This is a genomic window from Polynucleobacter sp. MWH-UH35A (genome assembly GCF_018687075.1).
Lineage (GTDB): Bacteria > Pseudomonadota > Gammaproteobacteria > Burkholderiales > Burkholderiaceae > Polynucleobacter.
In genome coordinates, this window is sequence record NZ_CP061285.1 from 1,091,547 (window position 1) to 1,118,434 (window position 26,888).

Below are 26,888 nucleotides of genomic sequence, written 5' to 3' on the forward strand. Positions count from 1 at the left end.
CATTGCAAATGGACTTAATCCAAGACTTTTTTGCTGATAAATGATCTGTCTTGGTTGGTGATCGGATCTTTGAAATAAATTTCTTTTGCCAAGAGCTGTAATGGGTTTGAAAAATCCAGATCATACTCTTGATACGGGGTTAGAACTGGGTAGATCTGATCGCCTTTAATAGGAATTCCTAGGCTATTGAGGTGGCAGCGCAATTGATGCTTCTTACCACTACCCGGTATTAGGCGATATCTAGCCCATGGTTTGCTGTTTTCAATCAACTCAATCTCGGTATCTGCATTAGGCTCACCCTCTACCTCTTGCATTTGCAGAAAATGCTCAGACTCCTCTAGGCGACTTTGATAAGTAATCGGAAGTCTTTTTGCTAGCGCCTCTGAATATGGCGCAATCGCTTCGTATACCTTCTTCACTGCGCGATCTCGAAAAAGGTTTTGGTATTGCGCCCTCTCATTGGGATTAACCGAGAAAATGACTAAGCCAGCGGTATCGCGATCGATGCGGTGAATAGGGCTCAGGGTTTGAATGCCAGTTTTTTTCTTGAGGCGATTGAGCAATGTCTGATGTAAATACAAGCCACTTGGGGTTACCGGCAGAAAGTGCGGTTTATCAGCAACCACAATGTGCGCATCCTGAAACAAAATTTCTTCTTCAAAAGGAATCTCTGGCTCTCTAGCTAGTCGCCTGAAATAGATCAGATGTGTATTAGGTTGATAAGCATCGCCTGATGAAACAGGTTGACCATCAACAGTCATCACCAAGCCTTCATTAAAACGGGACTGCCACTCGCCCTGCTCTATATGAGGAAATTGATTGATAAAGAAATCCAAGAGACTCGGATAGCGTTTATCAGCTGGCAGATAAACGCGTGATGAGGACACCCCCTCCGAATTAACTTTCATGAGTATGACTTAGCATTTCAATAGGGCAATTTTAAGGGAATTGGCTTAGGATTAAAAAAGGGTGGCCTAGCCACCCTTTTGCCCTCTTTTTACTTTACCCAAAAATGCTTATTTACTTCTCTTGGCTAACTTCGCTTCCAGCTCTACTGCGAGATCCAGCGCCCCCATATAGCCCGATTTCAAATGATTTGGAAGATCTGGGTCACCAACCATGGCACCTAAGGTCTCTACAAGGCTAAAAACAATCCCTTTAGCCGCACCAATGGCAATGGTCTCGCTAGCAACAGCCTCATCAATGTGATTTACGGCATCCAGGAAATAATCGTGCCCCGGCAATCCATCTGGCCCTAATATCTCTTTAGTCATCTTCTTTCCTTATTCAAGACGTAGATCGTTACTACTGATTTGCAGTTGACCATTATGACTCAAACCTTTGAGAAGCTTTCTTTCTGCTGCAGATAAAAGGATTAACCGATGCTTTGAGAAATGCTCTAAGGCATCCCCAAAAACAGAGTCGGGATCCACATCCTCCAATGCTTCATAGCTAAAGTGGCATTGCACATCCCTACCATCTACTTTAGCAATATAAATAACACCACCATCTGCAGCCAAGCTCGCGGGACCTACAAACTCAATTCTCATAACATCTGATCCACTTTGTAAAAGAATTTTCGTGCATACGCCAAGATCTCTCTATCCGTTGGGTGATCAACAGTCTCAACACCAACAATTTTCTCTGCAACCTTAGGGTCATGGTGATGTGCATGTTTAATGAGCTCTAGCTTGGCAGAGCCTGGGCCAATGACCAAAATCTCTTTGGATAGATTAACAGCTTGGATAACGGAGTGCAGATATTTAGAATCCAACTCTAACTTTCCGCTACCAACGGCACCGCCTTTATGGTGCAGATGGGCATGACTAGATTTCGTTTTGATTACTTCAGCTTCGCTAGCGTCGGCACTCAAAAACAAAACATGAGCTTCTTTATGGTCAATCCAAATAACTGCGTGATTTAAAGACATTACTTTCCTTTATTGATAACGATGTATCTTTCACCATACTCCTTATTAAGCCCCGAAGCATCTTTAGAATTGATTTAAGTCAAATTCCTGAATACTCATAAATGGTTAGTAGGCTTATGGTCATCTTTATGTTGACTCTCTTCGGGAAATAAAAAAACCGCCAGAATGTTCAGGCGGTTTTTTGTGAAACTGATTTACTGCAGATGCTTAGTCAGCATACACACCCGCATTTTTGATAATTGGGGTCCATAAATCAATCTGTGCCTTCAAGTGCTTTTTCAAGCCTTCAGGACTAGCATTAGCTTGTGATGGAATCTCAACACCCAACTCAGCCATGTGCTGCTTATAGAGTGGATCTTGGATAGCGCCTTGCAGTGCTTTGGCCAACTTATCCATCTCAGCCTTAGGTGTGCCTTTTGGAGCATATACGCCATGCCAAACCTTCACTTCAAAGTTCTTCAGACCCTGCTCATTCAGAGTTGGGATCTTATCGAAAGCTTTGATACGTTGCATGGTGGTAGTGCCATAAGGCTTAACAGCATTAGTAGTCAACTGACCTGACAAGTTAGTTGTCTGATCGCACATCAATTGCACTTGACCACCAATCAAATCAGTTAATGCAGGAGCGGTACCCTTGTATGGAACCGTTGTTAAATCCAGCTGAATACGGCTCATAAAGAGCAAGCCACATAAATGACTGGCTGAACCAACACCTGCATTAGCATAAGCAATTTTGCTAACGTTTGCCTTCATGTATGGCAGGAGCTCTTGATAGTTCTTTGGAGGCAAATCTTTATTACCAACCAAAATCATCGGTACGTCAGCAACTTGACCAACATACTCATAGTCATTCATTGGATCAAAACCCAAGTTCTTGTACAAGGCTGGTGCGGTTGACATACCAATATGGTGAATCAACAGTGTGTAGCCATCATTCTTCGAGTTGATCACACGCTTTGCAGCAATCGTGCCACCCGCACCAGGGCTGTTGTCCACAATCACCTGGCCTTTAAGTTGCTTACCCATAGCTAACGCAAGTTCACGAGCCACTTTGTCAGTTGGGCCACCAGCCGAGAATGGCACCACTAGAGTAATCGGACGATCGCCAGGAAAATCAGCGGCCTTGGCAGCAGAAATGCTGACACTAAGTGCACACAGCGAAATTGCTGCAATGCGGAAAATTGATTGAGACATTTTCACGGGAATCCCATCCTTTGGTGATTGAACAAGTAAAACACTAGTTTAGAGAATTTGTGACATAAGTGTTAAAAATTCTAAAAATATCCTACTATTTTTTAAGTTTACTAAAGGCGGCCGCCATTGCATTATTCATTGGAGGCGCCTGCCTTCTATCTTCTTGCGGCTTTCTAACTTCTGCTGTTCTTGGGCGACTTGAAGCTCTTTGCTCAGGCCTATCACTTGCTTTTGCGCCCTCCCTTGGGGCTTCATCGCTCAAGCGCATCGTTAGGGCGATACGCTTTCGCTTTTCATCCACTTCAAGCACCTTGACCTTCACTACCTGCCCTGCCTTCACTACACTGTGTGGGTCCTTCACAAAGGTATTGGAGAGGGCGGATATATGCACCAAACCATCCTGATGGACGCCAATGTCTACAAAGGCACCAAAGGCGGCGACGTTGGTCACCACCCCTTCCAAAATCATATCCGTCTTGAGGTCACCAATTTGTTCAACACCTTCTTTAAAGGTAGCAGTAGTAAATTCTGGACGCGGATCGCGACCAGGCTTTTCTAACTCTTTAATGATGTCGGTCACTGTTGGCACACCGAATTGAGCATCGGCATACTTTTCAGGAGAGAGTGATTTGAGTAAGCTAGCATCGCCAATTACTTCTTTGACACCCTTCTTAATGTCTTTCAAAATCTTTTCCACGAGAGGATAAGATTCTGGGTGTACAGCCGATGCGTCCAATGGATCATCGCCGTTCATAATGCGTAAGAAGCCTGCGGCTTGTTCATAGGTTTTATCGCCGAGACGCGGAACACTCTTGAGATCTGCTCTCGATTTAAATGCACCCTTGCTATCGCGGTAAGCAACGATACCCTCAGCCACAGTGGAGCTCAACCCCGAAACCCTTGCTAGCAATGGCGCAGAGGCAGTGTTCACATCAACGCCTACGGCATTTACGCAATCCTCTACTACTGCTACCAATGATTTAGCCAATTGAGTTTGCATCACGTCATGTTGGTACTGACCAACGCCAATCGATTTGGGATCAATCTTTACTAACTCGGCCAATGGATCCTGCAACCTTCTGGCAATAGATACAGCGCCACGCAAAGAAACATCCATACCAGGCAATTCTTTTGACGCGTATTCGGAGGCAGAGTAAACCGACGCCCCCGCTTCAGAGACAACAATCTTGGTAAGTTTAAGCTCGGGCTTAGCCTTGATTAAATCCTGAGCTAATTTATCGGTTTCTCGAGAAGCAGTGCCATTACCAATCGAGATTAAGGTGGCATTGTGTTTCTCAGCCAACTTCGCCAAGGCGTGCAAGGAGCCAGCCCAATCATTTTTAGGCTGGTGGGGATAGATCACATCGGTATCAACAACCTTACCAGTGGCATCTACTACCGCCACCTTCACGCCAGTGCGCATACCAGGATCAAGACCAATCGTTACCCTAGGGCCAGCCGGAGCAGCCAAGAGCAGGTCTTTAAGATTGCGGGCGAATACATTGATGGCTTCTGTTTCAGAGCGCTCACGCAGCGCAGTCATCAGCTCGGACTCCAAATGGAGTGAGCACTTGATACGCCATGTCCAGCGCACCGTATCGGCCAGCCATGCATCAGCTGGTCGACCTTCGTTTTTAATCTTGAAATGATTAGCAATTCGGTTTTCACAAGGATTGTGCGGCGCATCCCACTTTGGTTTCTCTTCTTCAGAATCCAGGCGCAAGCTCACCATGAGCATTTGTTCGCGGCGACCTCTGAACAAGGCTAAGGCGCGATGGGATGGGATGGCTTTAATGGGCTCCGAGTAATCAAAATAGTCTGCAAACTTCTCGCCCTCCTGCTCTTTACCGGCAATGACTTTGGATTCCACCACACCATGATCTTGCAAAAACTCTCTAAGGGACTGGACTAGTGTGGCGTCTTCAGCAAAACGTTCCATCAGAATCTGTCGAGCACCCTCGAGAGCTGCCTTGGTATCTGGTACCCCGGGGTTGCTGGTTCCATCCACTTCAAATGCTTCTTTAATGTATTTAATGGCCTCTGCTTCAGGATCTAGATTAGGATTAGCGAGCAAATCATTTGCCAGTAGCTCCAAACCCGCCTCCAATGCAATCTGCGCCTTTGTTCTGCGTTTAGGCTTATAAGGCAAATAAAGATCTTCTAGACGAGTCTTATCCTCTGCCAGCATGATGGCTTTCAGCAATTCAGGTGTCATCTTGCCCTGCTCTTCAATGGAAGCAACGATGGTTTTGCGACGATCTTCCAACTCTCGCAAATATGTCAAACGCTCTTCCAATAAACGTAACTGAGCATCATCCAAGCCTCCAGTAGCCTCTTTGCGGTAGCGGGCAATAAAGGGTACTGTAGCCCCCTCATCCATCAAAGCGATAGCAGCAGCTACTTGCGCTGGTTTGGCGGATAACTCTTGGGCAAGACGTTGTTCAATAGATGGCAGCATTAATGTACTTTTCTGACTCTGAAATACTATTTTTGAAATATTGGTATTGAATGAAGAACAAAAGCCACCCGCAGGTGACTTTTGTTGTGCAGCCTAGGCCAGCTTACTCACGCGAGGCTTTTTTACGCTCATGCTCCTTGAGATAGCGCTTACGAATACGAATACTCTTCGGCGTTACTTCAACCAACTCATCATCATCAATAAACTCCACTGCGTACTCTAAGTTCATTGCGATCGGAGTTACCAAGCGCACTGCTTCATCAGTTCCAGAGGCACGGACGTTGGTTAATTGCTTACCTTTAATTGGGTTTACAACCAAGTCATTATCGCGGCTGTGAATACCGATCACCATGCCTTCATACAAAGGATCGCCAGGGCTGACAAACATACGGCCACGGTCTTGTAACTTCCACAATGCGTAGGCTACTGCTTCGCCATCGTCTTGGCTAATCAATACACCGTTATGGCGCTCACCCAAGATACCGTCTTTTGCTGGTGCATAAGAATCAAATGTATGACTCATCAAACCGTTACCACGGGTCATAGTCATGAAATCGCCCTGGAAGCCGATCAAACCACGCGCTGGGATGCGGTACTCAAGACGAGTACGACCTTTACCGTCGCTCACCATGTCGAGTAATTCACCTTTACGCTTACCCAAGTCCTCCATAACGGCGCCTTGAGTTGTATCTTCAACGTCAACCGTTAAGTTCTCATACGGCTCCATCTTTACGCCGTTTTCTTCATGAAATACAACGCGTGGACGAGAAACCGCCAGCTCATAGCCTTCACGACGCATTGTTTCTACCAAGATAGTGAGATGCAATTCACCACGACCTGATACTTCAAAGACGGTGTCATCATCAGTATCTTTTACGCGCAAAGCCATATTGGACTTTAATTCACGATCCAAACGCTCACGAATCTGACGACTCGTTACAAACTTACCTTCACGACCAGCCAATGGGCTAGTGTTCACCATGAAGTTCATGGTTAATGTCGGCTCATCAATTTTGAGCATTGGCAAGGCTTCTGGAGTATCAGGCGCACAAATTGTTGTACCAATTGCCAAATCTTCAATACCATTTACCAACACGATATCGCCTGCTTGAGCTTCATCTACCAACTCTCGCTCTAAGCCGCGGAATTTCAATACTTGGTTAATACGGCCTTTGCGCTGCACACCTTCAGGGCCATCCATAAACACCACATCCATACCTGGCTTTACCGTACCGCGGTTTACACGGCCAACACCGATCTTACCAACGTAGGTGCTGTATTCGATTGAGGTAATTTGTAACTGCAATGGACCTTCTGGATTGTCATCACGCACTGGAACATGCTTAAGCACGGTATCAAATAATGGACGCATATCCCCCTCGCGCACATCATCAGTCATGCCAGCATAGCCATTCAGACCTGAAGCATAAACAACCGGGAAATCCAACTGCTCTTCAGTGGCACCCAATTTGTCAAACAATTCAAAGGTTGCATTGATTACATAATCAGTTCGTGCGCCTGGGCGGTCAACCTTGTTAATCACTACGATAGGTTTCAAACCTAATGCCAAAGCTTTCTTAGTCACGAAACGAGTTTGTGGCATTGGGCCTTCAACCGCGTCAACCAAAAGCAATACGCCATCCACCATGGAGAGAACACGCTCTACTTCACCACCGAAGTCCGCATGTCCTGGGGTATCAACGATGTTGATATGGGTGCCGTCATATTCCACTGCACAGTTCTTGGACAAAATAGTAATGCCACGCTCTTTTTCCAAATCATTTGAGTCCATGACGCGTTCGGTCATTTTTTCATTAGAGCGGAATGTGCCAGATTGGCGCAAGAGTTGGTCAACCAAGGTAGTTTTACCGTGGTCAACGTGGGCGATGATGGCGATATTACGAAGTGCGCGTTTAGTCATGTGAAGCTTCTAAAGTTAAAGATAAGTAAAAGGGTTATAAAGAATGTTTAATTAATGTGTCTGGGAAATTAAACGCTTGGGATGTAAAACTCCAGAGCGCCAATCAGCAGTACCAATAAAGTTATGGGGAGCAGCGGTCGCACGATAAATACGTACCAATGCCTCTATCGATGGCAAATTCAGCGGCACACGCTGCCCCATCTCAAGACGCTTCGCTTGTTGCTCATCCACGGTTAAATGCGGCAAAGTCTGCAACAAGGCATCAACAGGCAATATGTAGTTAGCGCTATTTTGCAAGCCACTTTGGATGGATTCAATCGTAAAGGACTGTTCGAGATTAAGGTGACCTACTTCGGTACGGCGCAAGCCAACCAAATGGGCACCACAACCCAGGGCATTGCCAATGTCCTCAGCTAAAACACGAATATAAGTACCCTTACTGCAACTGACCTCTAAAGTTGCTTCAGGCCATTGAACATCTGTCCAGCGAATCGAATGAATCGTAATATCTCTTGGGGTGCGCTCTAATTCAACACCGGCACGAGCATATTCATATAGAGGTTTGCCATCACGCTTGAGCGCTGAATACATTGGCGGCACTTGTGAAATAGCACCAGTAAATTTAGGTAACAGCGCATCCAAGGCGATTTTTATCTCTGCGTCACTTGCGAATGCTGGCAAAGGTAATTCTTCAATAGTGAGCCCTTCAGCATCACCGGTATCGGTACGGGAACCAAACTTCACACGAGCAATATAGGTTTTATCTGCTTCGAGCAAATCTTGCGAATACTTAGTCGCCTCACCCAAGCAGATTGGCAATAAACCAGTAGCCATTGGATCCAAGGTACCAGTATGACCCGCTTTGTCAGCATTAAAAGCGCGCTTCACAGCGGTGACAGCACCCTGTGAACTCATTCCAGCAGGTTTATCTAGCAAAACAACGCCGTCGATTCTGGTGGACATGAATTACTTTGTCTCGTCTTTATGATCGCTCTCTACTGCTTGATCGATCAATCGAGACATTTCTATGCCATGCTCGACTGAGCTGTCATAGTGAAAATGCAATGTAGGAACAGTATGAATATGCAAGCGCTTGAATAAAAGTGAATGCAAATACCCTGCTTTTTCTTGAAGTGCTTTTTGTGCATGTTCAGACTCAGCACCTAAAACCGTAAAAAACACTTTAGCGTGTGCCAAATCAGGTGTGAGCTCAATACTTTGCAAAGTAATTAAACCCAAGCTCGGGCTACGTAATTCACGCGGAATGAGCTCGGCCAGGTCTCGCTGAATTTGATCGGCGAGACGCTGGTTACGATGCGGGCTTGTCTTATGCATATTACTGAGAAAGCTTAAAGTGAACGAGCCACTTCAGTTACTTCAAAGACCTCAAGTTGGTCACCTTCTTTAATGTCGTTGTAGCCTTTTAATGACAGGCCACACTCAACACCGGCACGAACTTCTTTAGCATCATCTTTAAAGCGCTTGAGAGAGTCCAACTCGCCCGTCCAAACAACCACGTTGTCACGCAAGAGGCGAACACTTGAAGTGCGTTTAACGATACCGTCAACCACCAAGCAACCGGCAATTGCGCCAACTTTCGATACCAAGAAGACTTGGCGGATCTCAACGAGACCGGTGATTTCTTCTTTCTTATCTGGAGTCAACATGCCGCTCAAGGCCAATTTCACCTCATCAACTGCGTCATAAATGATGTTGTGATAACGAATATCAACACCATTGTTCTCAGCCAGCTTACGAGCTGCTGCATCCGCACGAGAGTTAAAGCCAATAATGACTGCTTTAGAAGCAACCGCCAAGTTCACATCAGTTTCAGAAATACCACCTACCGCAGCGTGAACGATCTGGACTTTCACTTCTGGAGTGGAGAGTTTCATCAATGACTGAGATAAAGCTTCTTGAGAGCCCTGTACGTCCGCTTTGATGATGAGTGGCAATAATTTCGCTTCAATCGCACCTTCGCCCATGTTTTCCATCATAGTCTCTAGTTTGACTGCTTGCTGCTTAGCTAACTTCACGTCACGGAACTTACCTTGACGGAATAATGCAATCTCACGAGCCTTACGCTCATCAGGAACTACTTGCACCGCTTCGCCTGCTGCAGGAACCTCAGACAAACCTTGGATCTCAACTGGTATTGATGGACCAGCTTCGCTACATGGCTTACCGTTCTCATCCATCATGGCGCGAACACGGCCAAATGTAGAGCCAGCTAATAACATGTCGCCACGCTTAAGGGTGCCGGATTGAACCAATACAGTTGCAACTGGGCCCTTACCCTTGTCCAAACGTGCTTCAATGACCAAGCCTTGAGCTGGAGCTTCTTTTGGCGCTTTTAATTCCAAGATCTCAGCTTGCAAGAGTACGTTCTCTAGCAAAGCATCAATACCTTCACCTGTTTTAGCGGATACCGGAATAAATGGCACATCGCCACCATATTCTTCCGGAACCACTTGCTCTGCAACCAATTCGGTTTTAACGCGCTCAGAATTAGCTTCTGGTTTGTCAATCTTATTGATCGCCACTACCAAAGGTACGCCACCAGCTATCGCATGGTGAATCGCTTCTTTAGTTTGCGGCATCACGCCGTCATCTGCTGCCACAACCAAGATCACGATGTCAGTTGCCTTAGCACCACGAGCGCGCATTGCCGTAAAGGCTTCGTGACCCGGGGTATCTAAAAACGTAATCATGCCGCGTGGTGTTTCCACATGGTAAGCGCCAATATGCTGCGTAATGCCACCAGCTTCGCCGGTCGCTACTTTTGCAGCGCGAATCTTGTCAAGCAAAGAGGTTTTACCGTGGTCAACGTGACCCATTACCGTTACGACTGGTGGACGAGGCAACAATTCTGCATCGTGTCCATCGGTACCGAGATCTAAATCGGGATCATCTAATTTTGCAGCATGAGCCTTATGGCCCATCTCTTCAACAATGATCATGGCAGTATCTTGATCAAGCACTTGATTGATAGTGACCATTTGGCCCATACCCATCAGCAACTTAATGACTTCTGCACTCTTCACCGCCATTGCATGAGCCAACTCAGCAACAGTAATGGTTTCTGGTACGTGAACATCGCGCACGACCGGCTCGGTAGGAACCTGGAAGTTTGTATCCACGTTCGCTTCTGCGATTTGACGCTGCTTCTTACGACCACCGCCTGAACGCCAACCGCCAACACCTCCAGAGGTATCTCCACGAGTCTTTAAGCCACCAGGCTTCTTGGCGCCTTCTTCTTGCCAAGTGGAGGATGTCTCAGAAGACTTAATGGTTTTACCGCCAACTTTAGCGACAGCCTTCTTCTTGTCATCAGCACCTTCAGCTTTTGCAGGCTTATGTAGAGTTCCCTTTTTCGCTTCTTCAGCAGCAATTTCGCTTGGTGCCTTTAGAACACGAGCAGGGGCACTCATCATGTCGCGAATCGCTAAAGCTTCAGCTTCAGCAGCTGCACGACGCGCACGAATGTCTGCTAATTCTTTTTCTTTAGATGCAGCCAGCTCTTTTGCAGCTTTATCTGCGCTTGCTTTTTTCTCTGCAGCAGCAGCCGCAACAGCGGGAGCCTCATCAACTGGAGCCACTTCTTTCGCTACTGGAGCAACTTCTTTCTGGCGGGCTTCTTCAGCCGCCTTCATTTCCGCCTCTTGACGAGCAAGCAATTCTGCTTGGCGTGTTGCTTCAGCTGCGCGTTTTTCTAATTCTTCCTCAGAAATAACGGGCTTAGCTGGTGCAGCTTTTGTTTCTGCTTTTGCTGGAGAAGCTTCTGGCGTTACTTCAGGCGCTTTATCGCCTGCCTTAACAAGCACTCGCTTTTTACGAACCTCAACCTGCACAGTGCGAGTGCGCCCAGCAGAATCTGCCTGACGAATTTCAGAACTTTCGCGCTTGATCAAAGTAATCTTTTTGCGCGCGCCAGTATCTGCGCTGCCGTGTGCTTTTTGCAGATGCTCGAGCAGGACAGTTTTGTCCTTTTCGGTAATGCTGTCGTCCTCAGAACCTTTTTCAATACCGGCCGCCTTCAACTGCTCCAAGAGGTCTGGCGCGGTACGTTTTAATTCTTTAGCGAGTACTTTTACTGTTGTTGCCATGCACTACTTCCTCTCATGAAGTAAACCAATGTTCGCGCGCTTTCATGATGAGCGTTTTCGCAGTTTCTTCGTCAATTTGTGTCGCCTCAACTAGCTCATCAACAGCTAGTTCAGCAAGGTCGTCACGGGTATGAACTTGATTGTCAGCAAGCTTCGCAATCAGTTCTGTTGTCATTCCCTCTAAGGAGCGCAGGTCTTGTGATACTTCACCAATACGCTCTTCTTTTGCCAACTCCATAGTCAACAAGGAGTCACGAGCGCGAGTACGCAACTCATTCACTGTGTCTTCATCAAATGAATCGATTTCTAACATCTCAGACAATGGCACGTAAGCCACTTCCTCCAATGTATTGAAGCCTTCTTCAATCAAGATATCAGCCACTTCTTGGTCTACGTCCAATTTGTCCATAAACAACTGACGTACAGATGAAGCTTCTTTTTCAGTTTTCTCAGCAGACTCTTCAGGAGTCATGATATTGATCTGCCATCCAGTCAAATCACTTGCCAAACGCACGTTTTGTCCGCTTCGGCCAATCGCAATTGCCAAATTCTCTTCATCAACCACCACGTCCATAGCGTGACGCTCTTCGTCAACCACGATAGAAGACACTTGGGCTGGAGCCAAAGCGCCAATCACAAACTGGGCAGGATCTTCAGACCACAACACGATATCCACCGCTTCGCCTGCTACTTCATTGCGTACCGCGGTAACGCGTGTACCACGTACACCAACGCAAGTACCGATTGGGTCGATACGCTTGTCATAAGTAATTACGGCAATCTTTGCGCGGATACCAGGATCGCGAGCAGCACCTTTGATCTCAAGCAGGCCCTGCTCCATCTCAGGAACTTCGTTCTCAAATAATTTGATTAAAAACTCTGGGCAAGTACGTGAGAGTTCAATTTGTGGGCCGCGCGCTTCGCGATCCACTTTCAAAATGTATGCGCGTACACGATCGCCAGAGCGCAAGTTCTCTTTTGGAATCATTTGATCGCGACGCAGCAATGCTTCTACGCGACCGGATTCAATAATGAGGCCATTTTTGTCAGCACGTTTAACGGTACCGGTCATGACTTTTTCGCCACGCTCAAGGTAGTCGTTCAAAATTTGCTCACGCTCCGCATCACGAATGCGTTGCAAGATCACTTGCTTGGCAGCTTGCGCACCAATACGACCAAAGGCTAAAGATTCGATTTGCTCTTCGATGTAGTCGCCAACTTCCATATCAGCAAGCTGTTCTTGAGCTTCAAATTGCAGAATTTCTTTATCAGGCTCTTGCAAACCGGCTTCGTTAGGCACTACCAACCAACGGCGGAAGGTTTCGTATTCACCAGTCTCGCGATCAATTGAAACGCGGATATCTACATCTTCTGTAGCATAGCGTTTCTTGGTCGCAGAGGCCAAAGCCATCTCCAACGCTTCGAATACGATCGCTTGATCAACGTTCTTTTCACGCGCTAACGCGTCTGCCAACATGAGAACTTCTCGGCTCATGACTTTCTTCCTTTGAAATCAATAACAGGGACCAACCGAGTCTTATCGACCTCGGCTAAAGAGAACTCCAATTGAGAAGGCTGACCATCAGCACCCTCAAATACCAAACCAAACTTTGCGTCTGGTGAATTCAACTCACCACTCAGCAAACCTTGCAACTCACCACGAAAATTCTTGCGATTGCCAACAGCAACACGCAACTTCAAATCTACTTCCATGCCAGCGAAGCGCTCAAAATCAGCAGCAGTTTTCACTGGTCGATCCAATCCTGGGGATGAGATCTCCAAACGCTCATAAGGGATGTTTTCAACTGGCAAGGTATAGCTCAACTGATGACTTACCTTTTCGCAATCCAACACCGTAATCAAACGCTCGTAGTCTGGGTTTTCAATCGTGACGCGCAACAAACCTCCGGCTTCACGCTCGATATCGACTAGCGTGTAACCTAAGTTTTCCAGCTCTGCAGAAATAACCTGCTGATCCTTCACGACACCCCTTCATACCAAAATGGCAAAAAAAAATGGGCTTCAAAGCCCATATTCTCGAAATTCAGAACAGGCCGACTTACGTTGATCGCAACATCAGTCGGTAACAACCAAAACAGCAGAATCCTGCTGTAAGACCAAAATTATAGCCTATTTAGCAGAAAACCGATACAAATCAGAAGCTTTCGCCTGGATTTCGCGGTTTTCTGGGCCCTTTATGGAAGGGTTTTCGCCCTTTTGGTGCACCTCTTTTAGGCCCATTTCCAGGGCTTTGCGGGTTACCTGTAACAAAAGCTGACTGTCCATGGTGAACTTTGGCCCCTTTATTCCGATTTTGGCCCTGGCCACCTTGACCGCCTTGACTTGGTCTACCGCCTTGAGAACGGCCTCGGAATGGCCCACGTCCTTCGCCAGAACTGCCTCCACCACCAGGTTTGCCGCCTCTACCCTGGTGCGTTAGGCCGTTATGGCCACTAGCGAGAGTTAAAGCATCGCGCGAGCCCCAGTAAGAAACTGAGGTTTGCATTGGATCCGGCTGAAAGTCTTCCCCCATAGGACGACGATCGCGATTATTGGCATTGGGGTTGCGACCCTTATCTTGTGGTTGCGGCATTTTTAAGCCAGCAGACTTCATTAAGTTATAGATGCCGCCCGCTTCAATTTCTTCCCATTTACCACGTCGTAAGCGTGGAGGTAGTAAGAAAATGCCATAACGAGTTCGAATTAAGCGGGATACAGTATGACCAACCGCTTCAAACATACGACGCACTTCGCGATTACGCCCCTCAGTTAATGCTACGTGATACCAACGGTTAGCACCATCACCACCACCCATTGCTAGACGTAGAAATTTTGCTTGACCATCATCGAGCGTAATTCCGCTTTTTAATAGTGAGGTATTTTCTTGGCTCAACTCACCCAAAATGCGGACAGCATACTCACGCTCCACTCCGTAACGTGGATGCATTAAACGATTTGCCAACTCACCAGAGGTAGTGAATAACAACAGACCTTCGGTATTAAAGTCCAGACGGCCTACCGCAATCCAACGCCCCTGACGCGGCTTTGGCAGGCGATCAAATACTGTTGGACGACCCTCAGGGTCTGACTGGCTCACGATCTCGCCTGCAGGCTTGTGATACATGATCACGCGTGGCGGCTTAGTCTGAATCTTGCGATGAACTGGCTTGCCATTAATACGCACTTGATCCGCTGGACCAATGCGTTGGCCAATGTGAGCAGGCAAACCATTTACTGATACGCGCCCTTGAATAATCAAGTCTTCCATATCACGACGGGAGCCCATACCAGCGTCGGCCAATACTTTATGCAACTTCACTGTATCTTCGTCGTCAGCATCATCATCTAAACCATCGAGATCTGACCAGACTTCATCACGCAAACTAAGAGGTAATTCATCAACGTTTGCAAACTGCAAACTGCTCACTTCATCTTCAGTTGGCGCATCCGGATCTTCATCTTCACGCGCACGTTGAGCGCGTTGTGCGCGACGCTCTGCACCAGTTTGATGGGAGATCTCACTCTCATTTACACCATCCGGATTTTTAATCTCTTGAACTTCTGGTGCATCTAAGGCTGCATCAAATTCACCAGATACCACCGAAGCAAACAAGGCCTCACTCTCTGCAGGATTGGGGGCTAATTTTGCATTCCCTTGGTTACCGCCTTCACGCGAACCATTGGCATCACCACCCTGGCGACGCGGCCTATCCTTATTAAAGGGGCGCTTCTTGTTAAATGGATGCTTACCACCACCGGCACCTTGGCGACGGGGGCGACGCTCACCACGCTCCCCACCCTCAGAATTTTGACCATCAGTATTTAATGGCGCGTCTGAATTAGAAGGGGTTGGCGATGGATTTACTACCGGGGATGAATCGTTTTCGTTAGAGCTTGTCATTAATTATTTTTTGTTTCGCCTGGATTGTCTTCAGACTCAGGGGTAATTTCTTCTTCAGCAACTTCAGAGCTTGTTTCATCAACAACCATTTCTACTACTTCAATTTCAGTCTCGCTTATCTCGCTTATCTCTTGTGCGTCACCATCAATAATCACCGTCTCAACTGTTGCAGTAGGGTCAAACTCCATTACAGCTTGACCTAATTGTTCGGCAGCCGCCATAGGCGCAGCATCTTCCAAAATTGGCAGGCTCTGTAGGTTGGTAAGGCTGAGATCATCTAAGAATTGCTTGGTGGTGGCATATAAACCTGGACGGCCAACGGTTTCTTTGTGGCCAATCACTTCTACCCAACCACGATCTTCTAATTGCTTCATCACATTACTGCTCACCGCCACGCCACGAATTTCTTCTATCTCGCCACGTGTTACCGGCTGACGATAAGCAATGATGGCCAAGGTTTCCATCACAGCGCGGGAATACTTCGGTGGTTTCTCTGGTGTTAGGCGATCAAGATACTCACGCATCGAGAGACGACTCTGGAAGCGCCACCCAGTTGCGATGTGCACTAACTCCATGCCTTTTTCATCCCATGCACGTTGTAGCTCGATTAAAGCCTCATCAATGTCTGCGATGGTGACATCCTCAACAAATAAGCGAGATAAATCAGCAACGGTGAGTGGCTCCTGTGCGCAAAGGAGTGCAGTTTCAATTACGCGCTTATTGTGATCATCCATAAAATTCGGGCTACCAGGAGCAATCCTGATTAGGCTTTAAAAATGTATTCAGTAATGGGTTTTGGTGCTCTCTAGCGACTACGGACAATCCATCTCATCAGTTCTTATTGGAATATGTCCGCGCTGAAACGAAGTCCTTTTCGTTCACCTTGCGCCCATTATAAGGTAGGCTCAATACAATAGCCACATGCATAAGAATTCCACCAAACCCCCTTTATCCACCCCCAATACCCCGGATTCCATCGAGCGCCGCCAGTTTCTGAGTCTCGGGGGGCTTGGGACCCTTAGTCTTGGTATGGGTAGCTTGGGCCTGAGCGCCTGTAGTCTGATCGGCAGCAAGAGGCCTGTGCTTGGCTTGGTGCTAGGTGCGGGTGCAGCTCGTGGCTTTGCGCATGTAGGCGTCATTAAAGCTCTGGAGGCCCAAGGCATCCGGCCCGATATTGTGGTTGGTAGCAGCGCAGGCAGTGTTATTGCCGCCCTACTGGCATCCGGCGCAACCGGCAATGACCTCAATCGCTTAGCCTTGAACTTGGATGAAGCCACGATTGCCGACTGGGGACTCCCATTTGCAGGGCGTTTTGGCGGTCTCATTAAGGGTGATGCGCTACAGAATATGGTTAACCGAGAGGTGCAAAACAAATCGATTGAACAAATGCGCATCCCCTTGGGAATTGTCGCCACTGAATTACAGTCAGGCAAAGGGGTTTTATTTAGAACTGGCAATACTGGTTTGGCAGTACGCGCATCCTGCAGCGTTCCAGGAGTATTTCAGCCAGCCGTCATTAGCGGCAAAGAATATGTTGATGGCGGATTGGTAGCACCCGTGCCCGTAAGTTACGCAAGACAAATGGGGGCGACACTAGTGATTGCCGTCAACATTTCTTCTGAGCCAGTGCATCAAGATGCTAGTGGAACCTTAGGCGTTCTTCAGCAGACCATCTCGATCATGCAGCGAAGTATTAATCAATATGAATTAAAAAGTGCCGATATTGTGATTCAACCACAACTAAAGCAAATGAGTGGTGGTGATTTCAAATCTAGAAATGCAGCCATACTCGCCGGTGAAGTAGCGGCCCAAGAACAAATAGGATTGATTAAAGAGAAACTGAAGGGCTAGCAACCATGAGGCTGCAGAGCAATTACTTAAAGGCTGCGTGACTTACGTTTAAGATTTTTGACTTCATTCAGAAGTTCTTGACGCTCTGCATCATCGAGATTATCGCTACCATCTAAGCGACGTGCGCCATCGAAACGCTTATCCCAATAAAGGCTTCCAAGATCATCCACTCGAACATTAGCACCCTTTGATGGCGAGTGAATAAATTTGTTGTCACCAACATAAATACCAACATGAGAAAAAGTGAGGCGCATCGTATTAAAAAATACGAGGTCACCTGGTTGCAGTTCTTCGCGGGTAATCGGTTTTCCAACGCGACTCATTTGGGTAGATTTGCGTGGCAATAAAAATCCAAGCTTGTCTTTAAAAACATAACCAACAAAACTACTGCCATCCAATCCTGATTGTGGCAATTCAGTATCCCAGCGATAACGCACGCCAATCACTTCCATAGCGCGGTTAATAAGCTCTTCTGATTTCCCGGTTACAGTGTCGGCCAAGCGATCAGAAACGCGGGCAATATAAGATCGTCCAGCCTGGAACATGCTCTCCTTGGGAACCGCAGCATCGGACGACGCTTCAGCAACCGGATCTGCCGCATAGGCTGACACAGCGATGAATGCGCCAAAACTGAGGCCCAGTACTTTTGTAAGCAGTGCTTTTTTCAATGACATCTGACCAGTTTAGCAAAGAACCCTTAATTAACCAAGTCTTCAATATAAACATAAGTCATTGTTTATAAAGATAATTTTGCATTAAATCCGGGCAGATGCACCAATTTAGACCATTTGAGCGAGGTTTTCACCCCTCTCTTGCGACCTCTTAGGTCAGCTCGGCGGCCGCAAAAAGCTCTTTGGTATAAGTCTGGCGAGGATGCTTGATCAAGGCTTCGGTATCACCAAATTCGATCACTTTGCCACCCTTCAGCACCATGACCTCATGCGACATCGCCCGAATCACGGCTAAGTCATGGCTAATCATAAGGTAGGCCAAGTTGTACTTCTTCTGCAACTCCGTGAGGAGTGCAAGCACCTGTTTTTGAATTGAGACATCCAATGCGGAGGTGGGCTCATCCAAGACCAAAATTTGCGGACGCAAAATGAGTGCGCGAGCAATTGCAATCCGCTGACGCTGACCTCCAGAAAACTCGTGCGGATAACGCAATAGTGCGGAGCGATCCAAGCCAACTTCTTTAAGCATGTCTACTACGCGTGTTTCACGCTCTGCAGCAGAAAGTTTAGGAAAGTGAACATCCAAACCCTCAGAAACAATTTGCAGGACATTCATGCGCGGCGATAGGGAACCAAATGGATCTTGAAAGATCACCTGCAAACTGGAGCGCATTGCTCGCCTCTCAGCTGGCTTGAGTTTTTGCCAGTCACTTCCAAGTACATCAACGTAACCCGACACTTGCGCTGCAGAATCCCCTAGTAAACCGAGTACGGCCATGCCCAAGGTTGTCTTACCGGAGCCTGACTCACCAATTACACCAATGGTCTGCCCTTGCTTCAGTTCAAAGCTGACTTTTTTCAAAACTTTGTGGGCTGGCGCTTTTTTAAACCACGAAACAGATTCTGAACTTGGATAGGCCACTGAAAGCTCTTCTGTTTGTAATAAGACAGGCGCAAGAGGCATGAGCGGTGCCAAGTCGCGCACTGGTTCGCTGTTCACTAAAGCACGAGTGTATGGATCTGCGGGGTGCTCAAAGACCTGTTTCGTAGAGCCCGACTCCATTAGATTGCCTTGGTTTAACACTGCCACACGCTGTGCGAAATGTTTTACCAAATTAAGATCATGCGTAATGAGGAGTATCCCCATCCCACCATGATCCTTGGATTCCTCTTGCAACTCTTTAAGTAAATCCAAGATTTGCAAACGCAGACTTACATCTAGAGCGGTTGTCGGCTCATCGGCGATCAACAGCCGAGGTTTACAAGCTAAAGCCATAGCAATCATCGCGCGCTGTCTTTGCCCGCCAGAGAGTTGGTGGGGGTAAGAATAAAAACGACGCTCAGGTTCAGGGATGCCGGTCTTTCTTAGCAAGTCAATTGCAGCTTGAATTGAGTCCGCCTTAGAAATCAAGGGTTGATAGATTTGAACTGCCTCAATGATTTGATTGCCGACAGTAAACAATGGATTTAACGCCGTCATCGGCTCCTGAAACACCATCGCTATTTCACGACCACGAATTTCCCGAATCTCTTGCATCGACATGGAAAGCAAATCGACGGCACCCTTCCCGTCTTTCTTATTCCACAGAATCTTTCCAGAAACTTTGGCACCTTCAGGCTCTAAACGCAATGGGGCTAGCGCAGTAAGCGTTTTACCGGAGCCGGATTCACCTACTAACGCAACACGTTCACCGACACCAATTTCTAAATCCAGATTTCTGACGGCGAATTTTTCACGGCGACCTGCTCCAAATGAAATCGATAACGCTTCATAACGCAATAAGGCCTGCTTTTGGTTTGAGGCTTCGCTCATGAGCGCCCTCCACTCATTAAGCCAGCCTTGCGAGAATCAAAAGCGTTGCGCAATGCTTCGCCCATAAACGTTAATAGCAATAAGGTTGCAACCAAGACCACGAAAGTGGATAAGGAAATCCACCATGCGTCCAGATTGCTTTTCCCTTGTGAGAGCAGCTCGCCAAGGCTTGGTGTTCCCGGAGGAACACCTAAGCCCAAAAAGTCTAAGCTGGTGAGAGACAAAATAGCTGCACTCATTCGAAACGGCAAAAAGGTAATCACCGGAGTCAAGCTATTGGGCAAAATGTGACGCCACATGATTTGAGCATTGGTCAAACCCAATGCTCTTGCAGCACGCACATATTCCAAGGCACGGTTGCGGAAAAATTCTGCGCGGACGTAATCTGATAAACCCATCCAACCAAAAGCGGCCAACAGAATAATCAATAAAGAAACGCTGGGATTAAAGATCGAAGCAAAAATGATTAGTAAGTAGAGCTCAGGCATTGCTGACCAGATCTCTATGAGGCGCTGTGAGATTAAGTCAAACTTGCCGCCAAAAAATCCCATTAAGGATCCGGTGATGATGCCCACACTCACCCCAACAATCGTGAGTGCTAAACCAAAGAGAATGGATAAGCGAAAACCATAAATGAGACGCGCCAATACATCGCGCCCACGATCATCCGTCCCCAGCCAGTTCTCCCAGGATGGGGGTGCAGGATTTGGCACCTTGGAAAAATAGTTCAGCGTCTCATAGCTATAGTGAATTGGCGGGTAAATTGCCCAATTGCCATTGCTAGTGATATTACGGCGAATATCGGGATCCAAGAAATCCGTTGGGGTAGCAAAGTCACCACCAAAAACTGTCTCAGGCTGACTCTTCACGATGGGAAAATAAAAATGGCCCTCATAGCGAACTACTAAAGGTTTGTCATTCGCAATCAGCTCGGCGCACATCGATAAGCCAAATAGGGTCAAGAAAATCCATAGGCTTGCATAACCCATGCGGCTATTTTTAAAACGCTGCCAACGACTCATGAGCCGCCTCCAGCACCAAACTGAATGCGTGGATCTACATAGACGTAGCAAAGATCTGAAATGAGCTTAGTGAACAAGCCTATCAATGTAAATAAATACAAAGTGCCAAAAACCACTGGGTAATCGCGACGCATAACGGATTCATAGGAAAGTAAGCCCAGCCCATCTAACGAGAACAGCGTCTCAATCAACAAGGAACCAGTAAAGAATGCGCCAATAAATGCCGCCGGAAAACCAGTTACTAAGGGTAGCAAGGCATTGCGGAAAACATGCTTCCATAGCACTTGTTTTTCAGTAAGCCCCTTTGCTCGCGCAGTCAGCACATATTGCTTGCGAATCTCTTCTAAAAACGAGTTCTTGGTCAACATAGTGACCACAGCAAAACTTCCCAAAACCGACGCGGTGATTGGCAAGACTAAATGCCACAAGTAATCCATGACTTTGCCAATCAAACTCAATTCACTCCAGTTATCGGAAGTTAGTCCTCGTAATGGAAATAGCTGTAGGAAGCTACCGCCACCAAAAAGAACCAGCAATAAAACTCCCAATACAAAACCTGGGATCGCATACCCCACCAAAATCATGCTACTGGTAACTGCATCGAAACGCGAACCATCCCGCACCGCTTTGGCGATGCCCAATGGAATCGATACTAAATAAGTAATAAAGAAGGTCCACAGACCAATACTGATAGAGACTGGTAGTTTGGAAACCACCAATGTCCAAACGCTCTCATGCTGATAATAACTCTGCCCCAAATCAAATCGCGCAAAGCGGCCCAACATCATGAAATAACGCTCTAGAGGTGGCTTGTCGAAGCCGTATAAGGCCTTCACCTCCTCTAAACGTTGCGCATCAACACCTTGACGACCACGATAGGTCGCACCAGAACCCGAAGACTCTGAACCACCTGTAGCCGCACTACCTTTACCCTTGAGTTCAAGCACCATTTGCTCAACGGGCCCACCGGGAACAAATTGCACTACCGCAAAGGTCAAAGTTAAAACCCCCAAGATGGTGGGAATCATTAAGAGCAAACGTTTAAAGATGTAGGTGCGCATTTGACCTCGCATTATTTCACTTCCTCTTTCCACCAATTTTGCATGATCCACAGTTCAGCCGAATAGTACAAAGGAGGTTCTGGATAGCGCATCTCGTGGCGAAAAGCGACCCGATGGGTTGGGTTGTACCACTGAGGAACTACGTAATAACTATTCCATAAGACACGGTCAAGCGCCCTAGTAGCCGTTCTTAATTGCTCACGATTTTGCGCTTTAGTTATTTCATCAATTAAGGCATCAACCACCGGAGACTGAATACCAATGACGTTATCGGAGCCCTTTTCTTTGGCGGCCTGACTACCAAAGCGGTCCCAGAGCTCATTACCTGGATTTTGAGAATCCTGAAAACGGACAGTGGTCATATCAAAGTCATACTCGTTCATCCGCTTTTGATGTAAAGCAAAATCACTCGTGCGGATATCCACCTGGACCCCCAACTTTTCCAAGTTGCGAACGTATGAAGAAATGACCCTCAAGAAGAAGCCGCCATCTTCCACAATTTCAAAACGAAATGGCTCGCCCTTTTCATTGCGCAATGCGCCATCACGATATTGCCAACCAGCATGCATCAGAAGCTCGCGAGCTTTTTTCAAGTTTTGACGCAAACTTCCAAGCGGATTAGTTGATGGTGCCGCAGGCATTGGGCCAAAGACGGCATCTGGAACCCATTGCGGATATTTAGCTTTCAAGGGCTTCAGTAATTTCAATTCACCTTCGGTCGGCTTACGTGGACCATCAAAATTTGCGCTTAAGTCGCTATTAGTAAAGTAACTATTAATACGACTGTATTGATCAAAAAATATTTGCCGATTGAGCCACTCGAAATCTAAGGCATAGCCTAGAGCCTCACGTACTCGCGCATCCTTAAAAATGGGGCGACGCACATTCATGGCAAAACCTTGCATCCCGGCACCATTGTGATTAAGAAATGCCTTCTTCAACAAAATGCCTTGATCAAATTTTGAACCAACATATCCTTTGGCCCAAATCTTGGCGCGATACTCTACAAGAGCATCAAACTCACCTGCTTTGAAGGCCTCCAGCCTCACAGCATCATCGCTATATAGCTTGTACAAAACTCGCTCAAAGTTATAAAAACCAACGCGCACGTTAAGCGGCTTGCTGAGTTGATCAGCCCAATAATTTGGATTTTTTTTATAAATAATCGACTTGCCGGCCTTAAAAGATTCAATCAAATAAGGACCGCTTGCAAGCGGCGCCTCAAAGGCAAGCTTCTCAAATGGGATCATGGAGCCATCTGGCTGCTTGCCCCAGTTGCGAGAAAAAACGGGAAAGGTCCCGGCCAAGATAGGTAACTCTGCATTGTCATTCTTGAAATCAAAGCGAATCGTGCGCTCTGATATAACTACCGCCTCTTTAATGTCCGCAAAAGTGGTCTTATAGCGAGGATGGGCTTTGCCACTCATGAGGGTGTCAAAACTATGTTTAACGTCAGCCGCCAACACAGAACTGCCATCAGAAAATTTGGCCTCTGGACGAATATGAAATGTCACTGACTTACGATCCTTGGCTACTTCAATGTTGTCTGCCAATAATCCGTAAATGCTAGAGACTTCATCCGCACTTCCCTCAGCCAAGGATTCAAACATCAAATCAATACCCGGTGCAGTCACGCCGCGCAAGGTAAACGGATTGAACTTATCAAAGCTGGTTCGTTGGCCTGGGTTTGGTAAGACCAAGGTTCCGCCGCGGGGGGCATTGGGGTTCACATAGTCGAAATGGGCAAAACCATCCGGATACTTAGGCTTTCCGTATTGCGCAATTCCCTGCCCAGCCTGAACTGCATTGGCTCCAAGCCCTGCCAGCAGGGCTAACAGCAATACATAGGCAATTTGGCGAATAGGTTTTAGGGTAGGCATATATGCAACAATTGTAGATAGCTAATCATATTTGAAGCAAAGGACACAACATGGGCTTTCTTGCCGGCAAAAAAATCCTGATCACAGGCCTCCTCTCCAACCGCTCCATCGCCTATGGCATTGCCAAGGCCTGCCACCGTGAAGGCGCTGAGCTTGCCTTTACCTATGTAGGCGAGCGCTTTAAGGACCGTATCGTAGATTTTGCAAAAGAATTTAATACCGAGCTGATTTTTGACTGCGATGTCGGCAGCGATGAACAAATCAGCGCCCTTTTCAAGGATTTGGCTAAATCATGGCCTCAGTTCGATGGTTTTGTGCATGCAATTGGTTTTGCGCCGCGCGAAGCGATTGCTGGCGACTTTTTAGAGGGTCTGTCTCGTGAAGGCTTCAAGATTGCCCATGACATCTCCGCATATAGTTTCCCAGCGATGGCCAAGGAAGCTTTGCCAATGTTGCGCGACAAATCTTCACTACTCACTCTGACTTATTTGGGCTCCATGAAGAATGTTCCCAACTACAACACCATGGGTTTAGCAAAAGCTTCTCTTGAAGCATCCGTACGCTACCTTGCAGGCTCGGTAGGCCCTAAAGGTATTCGTGCAAATGGTATTTCTGCTGGTCCCATCAAAACATTAGCTGCATCTGGCATCAAAGGCTTTGGCAAGATTTTGGAAGCAGTAGAACAAACTGCACCACTACGTCGCAATGTCACAATTGATGATGTGGGCAATACTGCTGCATTCTTGTTGTCTGATCTTGCCAATGGCATTACCGCCGAAATCATTTACGTAGATAACGGCTTTAGCCAAGTAGTTGGCGGAATGGATGAGGTTTGAGCATTTCACTACGCGAAGCCCTAAAGTTTTGGGCCAAGCTAGGCTTCATTAGTTTTGGTGGGCCCGCAGGACAGATTGCCGTCCTGCATCAAGAGGTAGTTGAGAAGCGCCGCTGGATTTCAGAGCGGCGCTTTTTACATGCGCTCAACTATTGCATGCTCTTACCGGGACCCGAAGCTCAACAGCTAGTTACTTACATTGGTTGGCTGATGCACCGCACCTGGGGCGGTATTCTGGCAGGCACACTCTTTGTGCTGCCCTCCTTATTTATCTTAATAGGCTTATCTTGGGTATATCTCACCTTCGGACAGGTTTCTTGGATCGCCGCCATCTTTTTTGGCATTAAACCTGCAGTCACGGCAATCGTGTTGCATGCTGCCGTGCGTATAGGCAAACGCACGATTCGCAATCAAGCGCTCCAATGGATTGCACTTGGATCTTTTCTTGCCATCTTCATTCTCAATCTTGCTTTTCCTATCATCGTATTGATCGCCGCCGCCATTGGCTATTTGGGAGGCAAACGATATCCGGAATATTTTCAACAAGGAAGTGCGCACAGTAAAAATGAATCGATGCAGCATGAGAGCGCCATCATCGATGATCACACCCCTACGCCTGAGCATGCCAAATTTTCTTATACAAAAACAATCCGCCATAGCCTGGTGGCTTTCTCTTGCTGGCTCATTCCGATTGGTGCCTTAGTAGCAATCTTTGGCTGGAAGACCTTGTATTTCAATATCGCCTGGTTCTTTACCAAGGCCGCCTTTCTGACCTTTGGTGGCGCATATGCAGTGTTGCCATACGTGTATCAAGGGGCTGTAGAACACTTTCATTGGCTTAGTGCCAGCCAAATGATTGATGGCTTAGCGCTCGGTGAAACTACACCAGGCCCACTGATTATGGTGGTTGCCTTTGTAGGCTACCTTGCCGGCCATATTCAACATGCAATTGGAGCAAGTAATCCTTTTTGGTTTGGTGTGATTGGCGCCTGTGTTGCCACGTGGTTTACTTTTTTACCCTCCTTCTTTTTTATCTTGGTTGGTGGCCCACTCATCGAATCAACGCATGGCAAACTTGCATTCACTGCACCCCTAACAGCAATCACTGCTGCAGTCGTTGGCGTCATTGCTAATCTAGGCCTATTTTTTGCCTATCACGTCTTTTTACCAAGTGGTTTTGGTGGCCCCATTTCTTGGGTTTCTATTCTCATTTGTGCCTTCGCTGGATTGGCCTTGTTTAAGTTTCAAAAGGGTGTTTTGACAGTATTGGGTGGCTCCGCATTAGCTGGATTGCTATTTCATTACATCTCCCTTTTGCTTGGGTAAGTTTTGGGGTGAATTTTTTTCAAGATTGGCATAATGGAACTTATGCGAGTCGAACCACAAACCATCACCCACTTACATGAATGGCTTGGTAAAACCGAGTCCCTTCAAGACACAGTCACAGCGGCGCCCGTTCGCGCACTCTCAGCCACCTTAGATCGCGAAGATCCAGCGCCTAGTCAAGGCACTTTCTTGCCTGAGCTATGGCACTGGCTGTATTTCTTGCCCCATGCGCGCGAATCCGAAATTGGTCCCGATGGCCATCCAAAGCGTGGTGGCTTTCTACCGCCAGTTCCATTGCCTCGTCGTATGTGGGCAGGTAGCCGTATTGAATGGCTAAATCCGCTTGCCGTTGGCGATGAAATTGAGCGAGTCTCTACGATTAAATCAGTAACTCACAAAGCGGGTCGTACTGGTGATTTGATTTTCGTGTTGGTTAATCACAAGATCTCCAATCAAAAAGGACTTGCCATTATCGAAGAGCATGACATCGTGTATCGCGACGCACCCGGACCCGATGACAAACCAGTTGCCCCCACACCTGCACCCACTGATGCTCAGTGGAGCAAAACAATTACACCTGATGATGTACTTTTATTTCGTTACTCCGCACTAACGTTTAATGGTCATCGTATTCACTACGATCGTAAATATGTGACAGAGGTTGAGGGTTATCCAGGTCTCATCGTGCACGGTCCTTTGATTGCAACTCTATTGGTAGACTTAGTGCGCCAAAGTATTCCTGGATGCAAGCTCAAGAGTTTTGAATTCCGCGCGATTCGCCCAACTTTCGATATCAATATCTTTAAGGTGAGCGCCAAGCCCGATTTAGCAAAAGATCCTAGCGGCAATACGATTGCAATTTGGGCGCAAGATCACGAAGGTTGGCTTACGATGCAAGCTAGCGCTGTTCTAGCTTAGC

Annotated in this window: 23 protein-coding genes; 4 read left to right on the forward strand and 19 right to left on the reverse strand. The window is 47.1% G+C overall.

What is annotated here, in order from left to right; translation table 11 throughout:
* Nucleotides 1–14 precede the first annotated feature (14 nt).
* From ICV36_RS05725 to scpB, 14 genes are all read right to left on the reverse strand, one after another.
* Complete coding sequence (locus tag ICV36_RS05725; protein WP_215399664.1) at nucleotides 15–908, reverse strand: pseudouridine synthase; 894 nt, start codon at nucleotides 906–908, stop codon at nucleotides 15–17.
* A gap of 108 nt (nucleotides 909–1,016) precedes the next feature.
* On the reverse strand, nucleotides 1,017–1,274 hold the full coding sequence (locus ICV36_RS05730; RefSeq protein ID WP_215399666.1) for a hypothetical protein: 258 nt from the start codon (nucleotides 1,272–1,274) through the stop codon (nucleotides 1,017–1,019).
* Nucleotides 1,275–1,283: 9 nt separating this feature from the next.
* On the reverse strand, nucleotides 1,284–1,550 hold the full coding sequence (locus ICV36_RS05735; protein ID WP_215399667.1) for a DUF1488 family protein: 267 nt from the start codon (nucleotides 1,548–1,550) through the stop codon (nucleotides 1,284–1,286).
* Entirely contained in the window at nucleotides 1,547–1,930 is a 384-nt protein-coding gene (locus ICV36_RS05740; protein WP_215399669.1) for a translational machinery protein, read from the reverse strand. The genes ICV36_RS05735 and ICV36_RS05740 overlap by 4 nt, the downstream gene beginning before the upstream one ends.
* A gap of 207 nt (nucleotides 1,931–2,137) precedes the next feature.
* Nucleotides 2,138–3,124, reverse strand: a complete 987-nt coding sequence (locus ICV36_RS05745) for a tripartite tricarboxylate transporter substrate-binding protein (protein WP_215399670.1) — start codon at nucleotides 3,122–3,124, stop codon at nucleotides 2,138–2,140.
* 94 nt (nucleotides 3,125–3,218) lie between these two features.
* Nucleotides 3,219–5,582: a Tex family protein gene (locus tag ICV36_RS05750; protein ID WP_215399671.1), complete on the reverse strand. Its 2,364-nt coding sequence runs from the start codon at nucleotides 5,580–5,582 to the stop codon at nucleotides 3,219–3,221.
* A gap of 103 nt (nucleotides 5,583–5,685) precedes the next feature.
* Nucleotides 5,686–7,503: a translational GTPase TypA gene (gene typA / locus ICV36_RS05755; protein ID WP_215399672.1), complete on the reverse strand. Its 1,818-nt coding sequence runs from the start codon at nucleotides 7,501–7,503 to the stop codon at nucleotides 5,686–5,688.
* Nucleotides 7,504–7,554: 51 nt separating this feature from the next.
* Nucleotides 7,555–8,466: a tRNA pseudouridine(55) synthase TruB gene (gene truB, locus ICV36_RS05760; RefSeq protein ID WP_215399674.1), complete on the reverse strand. Its 912-nt coding sequence runs from the start codon at nucleotides 8,464–8,466 to the stop codon at nucleotides 7,555–7,557.
* 3 nt (nucleotides 8,467–8,469) lie between these two features.
* Nucleotides 8,470–8,838, reverse strand: a complete 369-nt coding sequence (gene rbfA, locus ICV36_RS05765) for a 30S ribosome-binding factor RbfA (protein WP_215399675.1) — start codon at nucleotides 8,836–8,838, stop codon at nucleotides 8,470–8,472.
* Nucleotides 8,839–8,852: 14 nt separating this feature from the next.
* Complete coding sequence (infB, locus tag ICV36_RS05770) at nucleotides 8,853–11,609, reverse strand: translation initiation factor IF-2 (protein WP_215399677.1); 2,757 nt, start codon at nucleotides 11,607–11,609, stop codon at nucleotides 8,853–8,855.
* 13 nt (nucleotides 11,610–11,622) lie between these two features.
* A complete protein-coding gene (gene nusA / locus ICV36_RS05775) occupies nucleotides 11,623–13,104 on the reverse strand; it encodes a transcription termination factor NusA (protein WP_215399679.1) in 1,482 nt (493 codons plus the stop codon).
* On the reverse strand, nucleotides 13,101–13,592 hold the full coding sequence (gene rimP, locus ICV36_RS05780) for a ribosome maturation factor RimP (RefSeq protein WP_215399680.1): 492 nt from the start codon (nucleotides 13,590–13,592) through the stop codon (nucleotides 13,101–13,103). Before rimP ends, nusA begins: the two co-directional genes overlap by 4 nt.
* A gap of 172 nt (nucleotides 13,593–13,764) precedes the next feature.
* Nucleotides 13,765–15,510 (reverse strand): pseudouridine synthase, encoded by a 1,746-nt coding sequence (locus ICV36_RS05785; RefSeq protein WP_215399682.1) that lies wholly within the window; start codon nucleotides 15,508–15,510, stop codon nucleotides 13,765–13,767.
* Nucleotides 15,510–16,244 (reverse strand): SMC-Scp complex subunit ScpB, encoded by a 735-nt coding sequence (gene scpB, locus ICV36_RS05790; RefSeq protein WP_215399683.1) that lies wholly within the window; start codon nucleotides 16,242–16,244, stop codon nucleotides 15,510–15,512. The genes ICV36_RS05785 and scpB overlap by 1 nt, the downstream gene beginning before the upstream one ends.
* A 295-nt stretch (nucleotides 16,245–16,539) precedes the next feature.
* On the opposite strand from scpB, the gene ICV36_RS05795 reads away from it, so the two are divergent.
* Nucleotides 16,540–17,361 carry a patatin-like phospholipase family protein gene (locus ICV36_RS05795; RefSeq protein WP_251375127.1) on the forward strand — a complete coding sequence of 274 codons (822 nt, stop codon included), beginning with the start codon at nucleotides 16,540–16,542 and terminating at the stop codon, nucleotides 17,359–17,361.
* A gap of 26 nt (nucleotides 17,362–17,387) precedes the next feature.
* On the opposite strand, the gene ICV36_RS05800 is transcribed toward ICV36_RS05795, so the two are convergent.
* The 5 genes from ICV36_RS05800 to ICV36_RS05820 all read right to left on the reverse strand — a co-directional run bounded on the left by ICV36_RS05800 (nucleotide 17,388) and on the right by ICV36_RS05820 (nucleotide 23,808).
* Nucleotides 17,388–18,035 (reverse strand): C40 family peptidase, encoded by a 648-nt coding sequence (locus ICV36_RS05800; RefSeq protein WP_215399686.1) that lies wholly within the window; start codon nucleotides 18,033–18,035, stop codon nucleotides 17,388–17,390.
* Between the two features lie 148 nt (nucleotides 18,036–18,183).
* Nucleotides 18,184–19,845 (reverse strand): ABC transporter ATP-binding protein, encoded by a 1,662-nt coding sequence (locus tag ICV36_RS05805; RefSeq protein ID WP_215399688.1) that lies wholly within the window; start codon nucleotides 19,843–19,845, stop codon nucleotides 18,184–18,186.
* Nucleotides 19,842–20,867: an ABC transporter permease gene (locus ICV36_RS05810; protein WP_215399690.1), complete on the reverse strand. Its 1,026-nt coding sequence runs from the start codon at nucleotides 20,865–20,867 to the stop codon at nucleotides 19,842–19,844. The genes ICV36_RS05805 and ICV36_RS05810 overlap by 4 nt, the downstream gene beginning before the upstream one ends.
* Nucleotides 20,864–21,928: a microcin C ABC transporter permease YejB gene (locus tag ICV36_RS05815; RefSeq protein ID WP_215399692.1), complete on the reverse strand. Its 1,065-nt coding sequence runs from the start codon at nucleotides 21,926–21,928 to the stop codon at nucleotides 20,864–20,866. Before ICV36_RS05815 ends, ICV36_RS05810 begins: the two co-directional genes overlap by 4 nt.
* An 11-nt stretch (nucleotides 21,929–21,939) precedes the next feature.
* Entirely contained in the window at nucleotides 21,940–23,808 is a 1,869-nt protein-coding gene (locus ICV36_RS05820; RefSeq protein WP_215399694.1) for an extracellular solute-binding protein, read from the reverse strand.
* Between the two features lie 50 nt (nucleotides 23,809–23,858).
* Between ICV36_RS05820 and fabI the strand changes: the two genes are divergently transcribed.
* From fabI to ICV36_RS05835, 3 genes are read left to right on the forward strand one after another with little or no spacing between them, the layout of a single operon-like run.
* The gene (gene fabI, locus ICV36_RS05825) at nucleotides 23,859–24,644 is read left to right on the forward strand and encodes an enoyl-ACP reductase FabI (RefSeq protein ID WP_215299806.1); all 786 of its coding nucleotides are present in this window, start codon (nucleotides 23,859–23,861) and stop codon (nucleotides 24,642–24,644) included.
* Nucleotides 24,641–25,969: a chromate efflux transporter gene (gene chrA / locus ICV36_RS05830; RefSeq protein WP_215399696.1), complete on the forward strand. Its 1,329-nt coding sequence runs from the start codon at nucleotides 24,641–24,643 to the stop codon at nucleotides 25,967–25,969. Before fabI ends, chrA begins: the two co-directional genes overlap by 4 nt.
* 33 nt (nucleotides 25,970–26,002) lie before the next feature.
* Nucleotides 26,003–26,887 carry a MaoC family dehydratase N-terminal domain-containing protein gene (locus ICV36_RS05835; protein WP_215399697.1) on the forward strand — a complete coding sequence of 295 codons (885 nt, stop codon included), beginning with the start codon at nucleotides 26,003–26,005 and terminating at the stop codon, nucleotides 26,885–26,887.
* The last annotated feature ends 1 nt before the right edge of the window (nucleotide 26,888 follow it).

Excerpts from the sequence above, each read along its gene's own strand:
- ICV36_RS05725 (WP_215399664.1), bottom strand. The coding sequence starts at position 908 with ATGAAAGTTAATTCGGAGGGGGTGTCCTCATCACGCGTTTATCTGCCA.
- ICV36_RS05730 (WP_215399666.1), bottom strand. The coding sequence starts at position 1,274 with ATGACTAAAGAGATATTAGGGCCAGATGGATTGCCGGGGCACGATTAT.
- ICV36_RS05735 (WP_215399667.1), bottom strand. The coding sequence starts at position 1,550 with ATGAGAATTGAGTTTGTAGGTCCCGCGAGCTTGGCTGCAGATGGTGGT.
- ICV36_RS05740 (WP_215399669.1), bottom strand. The coding sequence starts at position 1,930 with ATGTCTTTAAATCACGCAGTTATTTGGATTGACCATAAAGAAGCTCAT.
- ICV36_RS05745 (WP_215399670.1), bottom strand. The coding sequence starts at position 3,124 with ATGTCTCAATCAATTTTCCGCATTGCAGCAATTTCGCTGTGTGCACTT.
- ICV36_RS05750 (WP_215399671.1), bottom strand. The coding sequence starts at position 5,582 with ATGCTGCCATCTATTGAACAACGTCTTGCCCAAGAGTTATCCGCCAAA.
- typA (WP_215399672.1), bottom strand. The coding sequence starts at position 7,503 with ATGACTAAACGCGCACTTCGTAATATCGCCATCATCGCCCACGTTGAC.
- truB (WP_215399674.1), bottom strand. The coding sequence starts at position 8,466 with ATGTCCACCAGAATCGACGGCGTTGTTTTGCTAGATAAACCTGCTGGA.
- rbfA (WP_215399675.1), bottom strand. The coding sequence starts at position 8,838 with ATGCATAAGACAAGCCCGCATCGTAACCAGCGTCTCGCCGATCAAATT.
- infB (WP_215399677.1), bottom strand. The coding sequence starts at position 11,609 with ATGGCAACAACAGTAAAAGTACTCGCTAAAGAATTAAAACGTACCGCG.
- nusA (WP_215399679.1), bottom strand. The coding sequence starts at position 13,104 with ATGAGCCGAGAAGTTCTCATGTTGGCAGACGCGTTAGCGCGTGAAAAG.
- ICV36_RS05785 (WP_215399682.1), bottom strand. The coding sequence starts at position 15,510 with ATGACAAGCTCTAACGAAAACGATTCATCCCCGGTAGTAAATCCATCG.
- scpB (WP_215399683.1), bottom strand. The coding sequence starts at position 16,244 with ATGGATGATCACAATAAGCGCGTAATTGAAACTGCACTCCTTTGCGCA.
- ICV36_RS05795 (WP_251375127.1), top strand. The coding sequence starts at position 16,540 with ATGGGTAGCTTGGGCCTGAGCGCCTGTAGTCTGATCGGCAGCAAGAGG.
- ICV36_RS05800 (WP_215399686.1), bottom strand. The coding sequence starts at position 18,035 with ATGTCATTGAAAAAAGCACTGCTTACAAAAGTACTGGGCCTCAGTTTT.
- ICV36_RS05805 (WP_215399688.1), bottom strand. The coding sequence starts at position 19,845 with ATGAGCGAAGCCTCAAACCAAAAGCAGGCCTTATTGCGTTATGAAGCG.
- ICV36_RS05810 (WP_215399690.1), bottom strand. The coding sequence starts at position 20,867 with ATGAGTCGTTGGCAGCGTTTTAAAAATAGCCGCATGGGTTATGCAAGC.
- ICV36_RS05815 (WP_215399692.1), bottom strand. The coding sequence starts at position 21,928 with ATGCGCACCTACATCTTTAAACGTTTGCTCTTAATGATTCCCACCATC.
- ICV36_RS05820 (WP_215399694.1), bottom strand. The coding sequence starts at position 23,808 with ATGCCTACCCTAAAACCTATTCGCCAAATTGCCTATGTATTGCTGTTA.
- fabI (WP_215299806.1), top strand. The coding sequence starts at position 23,859 with ATGGGCTTTCTTGCCGGCAAAAAAATCCTGATCACAGGCCTCCTCTCC.
- ICV36_RS05835 (WP_215399697.1), top strand. The coding sequence starts at position 26,003 with ATGGAACTTATGCGAGTCGAACCACAAACCATCACCCACTTACATGAA.